The organism is Mesorhizobium sp. M0029, assembly GCF_040323735.1.
Taxonomy (GTDB): Bacteria; Pseudomonadota; Alphaproteobacteria; order Rhizobiales; family Rhizobiaceae; genus Mesorhizobium.
Genome location: NZ_JAMYVF010000049.1, coordinates 1 through 9,248, shown reverse-complemented (window position 1 = coordinate 9,248; position 9,248 = coordinate 1). Strand labels below are relative to the sequence as shown.

Genomic DNA, 9,248 nt, shown 5'->3' with positions numbered 1-9,248 from the left:
GCCGAGGTCCGAACCGAGCAGGGCAAGCTGCATATGTTCGTGGCCATAGATCGGACCTCGAAGTTCGCTTTCGTCGAGCTGCACGAGAAGGCAACGACAGCGGGCGAGCTTGGCGACACGATGGCCGTTGGCCAAGAGTCCGTAGTGGCGGATGCGATGGAGTCCGTCAGGAAGAACGTGCAGCAGGAAGCGCCGGATGACCCCGACCCGCAACAACAAGGGCGTCGCGCATGTAACGGCTCGATCGAAAGCTCCCACGCCATCTTAAGAACGCCGCCCGCGACGCTCTGCTGATGCGACGCACCAAGGACTTCGACGATCTCGGCGCCAATCGCGCCTTCATCGATGAGATCGTCAGCCGCCGCAATGCCGCACTCGGCAACCGCATCGACGCCGAGCACCCTCATTTTCAGGAGTTCCCGAACGGCGCACCACGGACTTCGACGAGGTGGCTGTCACCGTGTCCCGCACCGGCGGCGTCACCTCGCGCAACGTCTTCTAAACCGTGCCATCCCGCTTGATTGGCCACACCTGCGTGCGTCTCTTCGACGATCGTCTCGAGGTCTTCATTGGCGGGACGCATCTGATGACCTTGCCTCGTGGGCGCAGCCATGTCGACGGACGGCGCGATCCTCATCGACAGATGCCCGACACACAGGCCTGCAAGATCACGCCTCATCCAGATTGTCGCGCTATACATCCTTGCAATCCGTCTTCAACGGCATCGCCTTGAAGGCGTCGCGCCACCTTCGCTTCCCGCACAATCTTGCCCTGCCCACAACCATGCAGACACTTGAGCATTCCAATGACACATCAATCCCGGCATAATGATCCAGGGGCGTCTCTGCTTGATGTTTGGCGCTGGCTTCGGCCATGACGCGGTTCACACCATCATTGTGAGGGACGACCGCCTCAACCGAAAGTCTGGCCGCGGCGCCAGAGGCTGGTCGGCGGCGATCCTCATTCTAGGGCGTCGGCACCCGGACCATCGAGCAGACGCGCGGCTCACCCCGCTTGACGGCCAGCAGGGCGCGGATCAGCGCCTCGCCATCAAGCCGATCCGTCTTGGCACGACGGTGGCGGCGCGACACCGCGATCGATGCCGCATCGACGATGTGACTTTCGATCCAGTCCTCAGGGTTCAGCACCCGGTCGACCCAGAAGCCGTCCAGCCCCGCCTCCTGGATCACCACCAACGGATAAAGCGTGCCCGTGCGCGCCTCGGCCTTGCTGCGCAGCCCGGTGAGGCAGACGAGCAGCCCGGCACTGTCACCGCCGGCGACCATGTGGCGCGACATCTTCTCGCTGCCCAATCGAGGTGACTAGCCAGGTCGATCTGGGACAGCTCCAGCGAGACGAAGATTGCGCCAAGATCCACGCGGACAGCGGCTTGTAGCTCGGCTTGATCGGCGGTCGAAAGATGCATGAAAGGGCCTCCAAAGAGCGAGTTAAGATGGCCCACTCTGCCAGAGTGCGGGCCATGATCCACTCCCCATGGGATCTGCCTGAACGGTGCGTTCTTGGCGCATTGCCGGCTCCGGCGGTTGCAGGTTTCCCTTTAGTCCGTCGCTTGAAAATAAAGCGTACCTGAAACCGCGGGGTTTTCCCGCAGTGTCTCGATTTCTCTAACAAAAGTCAGAAGCTCGACGTTTATGGGCGGGCGCCAGTCTAAGTCTAGATGAACGCCGCATCTGCTACTTGACATGCACTTGCCGAGAAACGAATTCACCATGGATGGGGGCGACCTCAGAGCCATGGATTTTTGACGATTGCAGACAACCGTACCACCGTGGACAGGGGCTCCTAACCCTGGTCAACCCGGATTCCATTGGCGAATGTTGCCGAACTCGTTCTTTGCCTCCAACGCAATCGCGCACTCCACCACCATTGCCGCCCCTCCGACAACACTAGGGTGGGTAGTTTGCTGCGCGGCCCAAAATATTCAGACCAAAGGCGTTGCTGTTGTCCGAGTGAGAATAGGCCAAGCCATCCGCGCAGGACATGTTGCGGCTTTCACAACTGCAGCCCCAGTGGGCTCCTAGCTAAACAAATGGACCTCGCTCTTCCTCACCTTTTAGGACGCCGGAATTTTACCAATGGTCGCAGCCGACCTGCTTAAAAGCTGCGCCACGCGCACGAGAACGCCGATTTCCTGCGGTTACGGGTCGCCATTTTGCTCAACCCGGGATGCTGGACGAGCTATGTTACACGAAACGACCTGACCGTCCTCTTCACATTTGAACCGGCCTACTAGCCTTGCAGGCTGCCAACTCGAAGGAGTCCGCCTTTATGAACCAAATCGCCAAAGACGTAAGCCTCGCGCTCTTCGACCGCCTCGAGTCTGAGGTTCGCAGCTACGTCCGCTCGTTTCCTGTCCTATTTGATCGCGGGGCTGGCACGACCCTCACGGCGGCAGACGGTCAGGAATATCTGGACTTCTTCGGTGGGGCAGGCGCTCTCAACTATGGACATAACAATCCGGCCTTCAAGCAGGCATTGTTGGATTACATTCAGCGCGATGGCATCGTGCACAGCCTCGACCTTGCTACAACAGCCAAGAAGGCATTCATTGAGGCTTTCGAGCGCTATATTCTGAAGCCCCGTGGCCTGACGTATAAATTGCAGTTCACAGGTCCCACGGGTGCGAATGCCGTAGAGGCGGCGCTGAAGCTGGCTCGTCAGGTAACGCGCAGGTCAAACATCGTGTCGTTCACGGGGGCGTATCACGGTGTGAGTGCCGGTGGGTTGGCAGCCACTGGTAACAAGGAGATGAGAGCTGCTGCCGGATTTCCTCTCGCTAATGTGACGTCCTTGCCATTTGAGGGGTATCTCGGCGATTCATTTGACACGATCGACTATCTCGAGAAGCTTCTGGAGGATCCGGCCAGCGGCCTTGATACTCCTGCCGCCGTCATACTTGAAGTCGTCCAAGGGGAGGGGGGCATCAATGTTGCAAGCGTTAAGTGGTTGCAGAGATTGCGCGAATTGACTGCGCGGCGCCGAATCCTTTTGATCTTGGACGATATCCAGGCAGGTGTCGGCCGTACAGGAACATTCTTCAGCTTCGAAGCGTCGGGCATCGTCCCGGATATTGTTACGTTGTCCAAGTCATTGTCCGCCTATGGAACGCCGATGGCGCTCGTTCTTATCAAGCCTGACCTAGATGTCTGGACACCTGCCGCGCACACAGGAACATTTAGAGGCAATAACCTGGCTTTCGTAACCGCTCGCGCGGCCCTCGAAACTTATTGGGCCGACTCAAAATTCGAAAATGAGATCGCTTTAAAGTCGGGAATTCTGGCAAAGGAACTTGAGGCTATCGCGGGCGAATACCCGGCTCTGGGGCTGGGTGTGCGCGGCCGAGGTTTGATGTACGGACTTGTATCGCCAACGGATCACTCGTTGCCGGCCCGCGTGTCGAAAGAGGCCTTTTCTCGTCGCCTGGTCCTAGAGACTGCTGGCTCCTACGGTGAAGTGCTCAAGTTTATGCCCGCTCTAACAATCGAAGAGGCCGAGCTACGTCGGGGCTTGTCAGTTATCCGCGACAGCCTTCGCTCCGTTTACGAAGGTGCGGCTGCCGGTCAATAAGAGGCGCGGCTTCCAACGACTGCGATTTGGCTTGCGGTCCGCTAGGCTTGGTTAAACCGCGCGGAACGCAGGCAATTGGTCGGCTGGAAAGCTATCGCCTTTGGCGCAGATGAAGAAAGAATAAAAAGGGACTTGGATGCTCGGCACAGATGTGATGAAAAACTACATCGATGGGGAGTGGAAGGATTCGTCCACGGGCGGACGGATCGAGGTTGATGATCCCTCTACCGGCGAAACAATTGCAGTCGTCGCAGAAGCCGGACATCAAGAAGTTGATCTAGCTGTTGCGGCCGCCGATCGCGTTTTTCGCGAGCGGATCTTAATAGACATGCATCCTTATGACCGTGGCCGTCTGTTGTTTCGAGTGGCAGATGAGCTGGAGAAGCGTTACGAAGAGATAGCGATCATTAACTGCGTCGACACAGGAAAAGGGCTGGATCTTGCTCGAGGCGAGGTAAAGACTGCTGTAAGATATCTACGATACTACGCTGGACTAGCCGATAAAATTGAAGGCCGTTCAATACCACGCGGTGCCGAGTATGTAGACTACACTGTTAGAAGTCCCTTTGGCGTATCTGCACAAGTCGTGCCGTGGAACGGCCCGCTTGAACTAACGGCTCGTTCGCTAGCTTGCGCCATTGCAACCGGCAACTCTGTCGTGGTGAAGTCCCCGGAGTTAGCTCCCCTATCAGGAATCGAATTTGCTCGCGCTTGCGAGGCAGCAGGGATGCCCCCCGGGGCTGTCAATGTGATCACTGGTTTTGGCCATATAGCCGGTCAGGCACTCATCCAGCATCGTGATGTCCGCCACATCGTCTTCACAGGGTCGCCTGCCACCGGGCGAACAGTCCTGAAAGCAGCGGCGGATCGGATCGTACCGTGCATCATGGAGCTGGGTGGCAAGTCAGCTGCAGTTGTGTGCTCTGACGCCGATCTTGATGCTGTCGTGGAGGCGGTTCGCATCGGGACCTATTTGAACGCCGGTCAGAATTGTAACAACCTGACAAGATTGCTGGTGGAACGGTCGATCGCAGATGAACTTCTGGAGCGAATCAAGAAGTGCGTTGAGGAACTATCCGTTGGCTCAGGACGCGACAATAGTGACATCACTCCGATGATCTCCCAAAAGCAGCGTCGGGCTGTCGAAAAGGCCTGTGGGACTGCTCTGTCACAGGGAGCTCGGGTGGTTACCGGCGGCCAGGTCCTGTCAGAGAGAAGCGGTTACTTCATGGCCGCAACTGTCTTCGCTGATGTCGCGCGTGACAGTAATCTTTTCCAAAATGAAGTCTTCGGACCCGTTCTGGCGGTTACTGCGTTTGATGAGCCGGCAACGGGTATCGACTTGGCCAACGGCACAGATCAGGGCTTGGCAGCGGGGGTGTTCACAAGGGACATCGATCGCGCTCTTTGGTGTGCCGATCGTCTATGGGCTGGTCAAATCTACGTAAATGGCTGGTATGTCGGGGGCGTTGAAACGCCGTTCGGGGGGGTGAAGCAATCTGGGTACGGCAGAGAAAAGGGTCAGGAAGCGCTGGATGGCTACGTTCAGACCAGAAACATTGGCATCCGCATCACACACCCTGACCTGCCACGGGTAATTTCCTCCATCTGAGATTAGAGTCCGGCCCTTGATCGAAGGACGGACTGATGAAGCGGAAGCGATTTACGGAAAAGCAGATCGTCGCGGTTCTGCGCGAGCACGAAGCTGGTGCGAAGGCGGGCGATCTGGCGCGCAAGCACGGGGTCTCGGAGGCGACGCTTTATAATTGGAAGGCGAAGTATGGCGGGATGGACGTGTCCGACGCCCAGCGCCTGAAGGCTCTGGAAGACGAGAACGCGAAGCTGAAGAAGCTCCTCGCCGACCAGATTCTGGAAGCCTCGGCACTGCGCGAGTTTCTGTCAAAAAAAATGGTAAGGCCCGCCGCCAAGCGCGAAGCAGTCGCGCATCTGCAGGCCGTCATGGGCCTATCGGAGCGTCGGGCCTATTCCTTCGTCGGTGCCGATCGCAAGATGGTCCGCTATCGGTCCCGGCGTCCGCCGGAGACGGAGCTGCGCACAAGGTTGCGCGACCTCGCCAACGAGCGCCGCCGCTTCGCCGCTTCGGCTTTCGACGCCTGTTCTCTGCTCCAGCGAGAGGGCGAGCCATCAGGGGTCAGTCGCATCTACCGGCTCTACCGCGAGGAGGGCCTGACGGTGCGCAAGCGCCGGGCACGGCGACGAGCGGTCGGCACGCGGGTGCCGATCCTGGTCGAGGCAAAGCCGAATGCGCGCTGGTCGTTGGATTTCGTCCATGACCAGTTCGCCTGCGGCCGGCACTTCCGGGTGCTGAACATCGTCGACGACGTGACGCGCGAATGCCTTGCCGCGATCCCGGAAACGTCGATCTCCGGTCGGCGCGTTGCTCGGGAACTGACCTGATCGCCCGGCGCGGCAAGCCGGACATTTCCGACCACGGCACAGAGACACAGAGTTCACCTCGATCGCCATCCTCGCCTGGTCGAAGGATCATCGCGTCGAATGGCACTACATCGCGCCGGGCAAGCCGATGCAAAATGGCTACGTCGAATCCTTCAACGGCCGAATGCGCGACGAGCTGTTGAACGAGAGCCTGTTCTTCGGCCTCGACCACGCCCGCAGTGCCATTGCCGAATGGAGGCAGGACATGGGGACGGTCGCGCATCATCCGCTCGACCAGCTGGCGGTGTTGGCGCCGATCCCGGCTGCCTGCCGGATCAGGTTCGCCGCGTCGTGTTGGCATAGCGCTGGTGCGCCTTGGGCATGGGCTCGTTGACGGTGGCATGGCCGCAGCGCTGCGAGCGGCGGACATGGCTGGCGACGCGCTTGTGATCATGGAAGAGCTCGACCACCCGGTGGGCGAGCCGCACATCCACGCGCCGCCCCATCAGCGCGTGCGGTACCGAGTAGAAGGTCTTGTCGATCTCGACATGGTAGTCGGGATGCACCTTGGCCGATTTCCACTCCGCATATCCGAACGGCGCCGGCGGCAGCGCGCCCTCGACCTTGCCCTTGTCGCGCGGCTTGCGGCTGCGGGTCGGCAGGATCGTCGTGTCGTAATGTTCGGCCATGGCGGCGAAGGTCTGGTTGAGCGTCGGCTCGAACCACAGCGCCTTGGCGACGCCGGCCTTCAGATTGTCGCAGACGATCGCCTTCGTTACCCGCCGAAGAACGCGAGTGCCCGGCACTGGCCCTCGATCCAGTCCGGCAGCTTCTGGCTGAACCTGGCATGGGCGAAGGTGAAGGACGAGGCGCCCAGCACCGCAACGAAGATCTGAGCCTGGTAGATGACGCCAGTATCGGGATCAACGACGGGCACGGTGTGGCCCGCATAGTCGGTCTGCATCACTGCGCCCGCCTCGTGGCGGTTGCGGAACGTTGCGTTCGCCCGGCGCTGGAAAGCGCCGAACCGGTCGCAAAACCACGTGTAGCCATAACCCATCGGGATGCGCCGCACGGTATTCCTGCCACAACAGCGTCAGCGTCACGCCCTTGCGCTTCAACTCGCGCGCGATCATCGCCCAATCGGGCTCGTCCAGATCCTGCGGCGGACGGCCAACCCGGCGAAACAGAAGCCGCTCAAGCATAGCCCGCGGAAGCGGCCAGTCCGAGATGCCAGCCTCACGCGCCCGCAACAGATAGGTCGAAACCGAAGTCTTGCTGATCTTCAGCCGTTCCGACACCGCTCGCACCGAGAGGCCCTGCTCATGCATCAGGCGCAGGATTGATCGTAGGTCTTTCACTGTCGTTCGTCTCGCTTGCTTCCGACTTCGCATGGCCCCTCTCAACCCGATGATGAGAGGGCAAAATGCCAGAACGGCGCTCCCGAGAACCGACCGTTATATCCGCTCCCAAAACTGTCCGGGAATTAGCGGAATCGCTGTCCCGCAATTACTGAAATCGCTGTCCGCGAATTAGCGGAATGGGTGTCCGCGAATTTATGAAACACGCAGTTCCTTCCATTCCCGTTGACCGCTAGTCCCGCCGGTGGAGAGGACGTCGAGCCAGTGCTTTTTCGTGGACCAGAACGCGGCGATATCCCTTCTCTGGCAGGCTGAAAGTCACGTCGCGACATCTGGCGAACTTATTTCTCGAGTCAAATGTCGGACGTCTTTTCCCGCCTAGGAAAATTAGCAGCCTTGCGTGACCACGATTATGCGAAATTTCACTAGAGCAGTTCAGATTTTGACTGAATCTGCGGGATTCCCGTGAGAGTGGTTTTGTGATTCAAGATGCTGGCTGGATCGGAGGCCAGCATCAGATGACGGCTCCCCTTTCGAACGATCTACGTGAGCGTGTTGTTGGCGCGATCGAGGCTGGCGAGAGCTGCCGCTCGGTGGCGGCTCGTTTTGGCGTGGCGGTTTCGTCGGCGGTGAAGTGGTCGCAGCGCTATCGGGCGAATGGGTCTGTGGCACCGGGTAAGATGGGCGGCCACCGCAAGCGTGTTCTGGAGCCGCACCGGGCGTTCATCGTGGAACGGATCAACCAGACGTTGCATCTGTCGCTGCATGGGCTGAAGGACGAACTTGCGGCGCGCGGTGTGAAGGTCTCGCACGACACGGTATGGCATTTCCTGCGGCGCGAAGGATTGCGGTTCAAAAAAAACGCTATTCGCCCTTGAGCAAGCTCGCGCCGATGTTGCGCGCCGACGACAACGCTGGCGTTCCTGGCAGGCGGGTCTCGATCCGGAACGGCTGGTGTTCATCGACGAAACCTGGATCAAGACCAACATGGCACCGCTGCGCGGCTGGGGACCATGCGGCAAACGCCTGCGCGGCTTTGCTCCGCACGGCCACTGGCGCACGCTGACCTTCCTCGGCGCCCTGCGGCTCGACCGTCTTGCTGCCCCTTGCGTCTTCGATGGACCGATCAACGGCGAGAGCTTCCGGGCCTATGTCGAGCAGCAGCTCGTGCCAGTGCTCCAGCCCGGCGACATCGTCGTCATGGATAATCTTGGCTCCCACAAGTCGGCCGCCATCCGGCAGATGATCCGCGCCGCAGGCGCCAGGCTTTGGTATCTGCCGCCATACTCGCCCGACCTCAACCCAATCGAGCAAGCCTTCGCCAAGATCAAACACTGGATGCGAGCCGCCCAGAAGCGAACCATCGACGACACCTGGCGACACATCGGCCACCTCGTATCAACCATCGAACCCAATGAATGCAGAAACTACTTCGCAAACGCTGGATACGCTTCTGTCAAAATCTGAAACGCTCTAACGCGCGCAGGAAATCTGCGATTTCGATATGCTCTGCGACCCTGTTGAACGCCTCAGATCTGGGGCGAGATCCCGTCCGACTGGCGTCATCATCGTGCAGCCGCATGTCCTGAATCTTTCGGCCGGCCTAGTGCTGCTCCTCGGTGTGGCAGCAAGGTGGGCGAGGGGCCACGCCAGCTCACTTTGTTAGTGGGGGTCTTGAGCATCCTGCTCGTCCAAAATGTAAGCTGGCGCACACAAGCAGCGATGTTGCGTCAAGGAACTCGAGTTGATCGCAATCCCACCTCGTAGCCTTGGTCTGGGTGTAAGACCTAGAGCACGTTCTGTTTAATCTGGGTCATATCCGGCGGCCTGGAAGTAGTTGGCGCATTCGGCTGGCGTGAACTGATCAAGGAGCGAGCCGACGGCGTCCCACAGAGCCGTGAT

At 59.5% G+C, this 9,248-nt stretch carries 3 protein-coding genes and 6 pseudogenes; 5 read left to right on the top strand and 4 right to left on the bottom strand.

Features of this window, described 5'->3' with window-relative positions:
- Nucleotides 1–84 precede the first annotated feature (84 nt).
- Nucleotides 85–198, bottom strand: a pseudogene (locus NKJ76_RS31955) (transposase); the annotation flags it as partial.
- Here NKJ76_RS31955 and NKJ76_RS31950 point away from each other — a divergent pair.
- Nucleotides 194–631, top strand: a pseudogene (locus tag NKJ76_RS31950) (IS21 family transposase); the annotation flags it as partial. The pseudogenes NKJ76_RS31955 and NKJ76_RS31950 sit on opposite strands and share 5 nt — an antisense overlap.
- 337 nt (nucleotides 632–968) lie before the next feature.
- Here NKJ76_RS31950 and NKJ76_RS31945 read toward each other — a convergent pair.
- Nucleotides 969–1,426, bottom strand: a pseudogene (locus NKJ76_RS31945) (IS110 family transposase); the annotation flags it as partial.
- An 863-nt stretch (nucleotides 1,427–2,289) separates the two neighbouring features.
- Here NKJ76_RS31945 and ectB point away from each other — a divergent pair.
- The 3 genes and pseudogenes from ectB to NKJ76_RS31930 form a co-directional block, all read left to right on the top strand.
- Nucleotides 2,290–3,588 carry a diaminobutyrate--2-oxoglutarate transaminase gene (gene ectB / locus NKJ76_RS31940; RefSeq protein ID WP_352539195.1) on the top strand — a complete coding sequence of 433 codons (1,299 nt, stop codon included), beginning with the start codon at nucleotides 2,290–2,292 and terminating at the stop codon, nucleotides 3,586–3,588.
- Nucleotides 3,589–3,724: 136 nt separating this feature from the next.
- Nucleotides 3,725–5,200: an aldehyde dehydrogenase family protein gene (locus tag NKJ76_RS31935; RefSeq protein WP_352539194.1), complete on the top strand. Its 1,476-nt coding sequence runs from the start codon at nucleotides 3,725–3,727 to the stop codon at nucleotides 5,198–5,200.
- 35 nt (nucleotides 5,201–5,235) lie between these two features.
- Nucleotides 5,236–6,271 (top strand): annotated as a pseudogene (locus NKJ76_RS31930) (IS3 family transposase); the annotation flags it as partial.
- Here NKJ76_RS31930 and istA read toward each other — a convergent pair.
- A pseudogene (gene istA, locus NKJ76_RS31925) lies at nucleotides 6,251–7,379 on the bottom strand (IS21 family transposase); the annotation flags it as partial. The pseudogenes NKJ76_RS31930 and istA sit on opposite strands and share 21 nt — an antisense overlap.
- Nucleotides 7,380–7,864: 485 nt before the next feature.
- Between istA and NKJ76_RS31920 the strand changes: the two are divergent.
- Nucleotides 7,865–8,813 (top strand): IS630 family transposase gene (locus NKJ76_RS31920; RefSeq protein WP_352539193.1). Its coding sequence is split into 2 segments (ribosomal slippage): nucleotides 7,865–8,200 and nucleotides 8,202–8,813, totalling 948 coding nucleotides; the frame shifts between segments, so codons are not numbered across the junction.
- Nucleotides 8,814–9,149: 336 nt separating this feature from the next.
- On the opposite strand, the pseudogene NKJ76_RS31915 reads toward NKJ76_RS31920, so the two are convergent.
- Nucleotides 9,150–9,248, bottom strand: a pseudogene (locus NKJ76_RS31915) (IS630 family transposase); the annotation flags it as partial.

Coding starts and splice junctions, on each gene's coding strand:
- ectB (WP_352539195.1), top strand. CDS start 2,290: ATGAACCAAATCGCCAAAGACGTAAGCCTCGCGCTCTTCGACCGCCTC.
- NKJ76_RS31935 (WP_352539194.1), top strand. CDS start 3,725: ATGCTCGGCACAGATGTGATGAAAAACTACATCGATGGGGAGTGGAAG.